Source organism: Actinomadura sediminis (assembly GCF_042675525.1).
GTDB classification, from domain to species: domain Bacteria; phylum Actinomycetota; class Actinomycetes; order Streptosporangiales; family Streptosporangiaceae; genus Spirillospora; species Spirillospora sediminis.
Map to the genome: position 1 here is coordinate 1 of NZ_JBHTJA010000263.1, position 623 is coordinate 623.

General features: G+C 81.1%; 1 protein-coding gene. It reads left to right on the plus strand.

Annotated elements, in window-relative coordinates:
* Nucleotides 1-623: FtsX-like permease family protein (locus ACFQ11_RS37800; protein WP_378307766.1), on the plus strand; the 623-nt coding region annotated here is incomplete at both ends.

Consider the following 623-nt stretch of genomic DNA (forward strand, 5'->3'; position numbering starts at 1 on the left):
GCGGTCGATGTCCGCAGGCGGCGGCGTCTGCTCGCGCTGGTGGCGGTCGCGGGCGGCGGGCCCCGGCATCTGCGGGCGGTGGTGCTCGCCGGTGGTCTGCTGCTGGGCGGCGCGGGCGCGCTGGCGGGCCTGCCGATTGGGATCGCCGCCGGGGCCGCGACCACCGCGGTCATGCGGGCGGGGACGGACGCGCAGCCGGGGCCGTTCGAGGTGCCCTGGGCGGTGGCGGCCGCGACCGTCCTGCTCGGCGCGGTCAGCGGCCTCGCCGCGGCGTACGTCCCCGCCCGGCGGGCCGCGCGGACGGACGTCGTCTCCGTGCTCGCCGGGCGCCGGGAGCCCGGCGCCGCCCGGAGCGGCCGCGGATGGGCGCTCGCGGGCACCGTGCCGGTCGCCGCCGGGGTGCTCTGCTGCCTGTTCGGTCTGCGGAGCCTGCACGAGTTCGGCGCCGCCTTCGGCGCGGCCGGGATCGTCATCGGCACCGTCATGATCACGCCTTGGCTGGTCGGGGCGACCGGGCGCGTCGCCGGGCGGCTGCCGGTGCCGCTGCGGCTCGCCGTCCGGGACGGCGCCCGCAACCGGGCCCGCACCGCGCCCGCCGTCGCGGCGATCATGGCCGCGGTGGC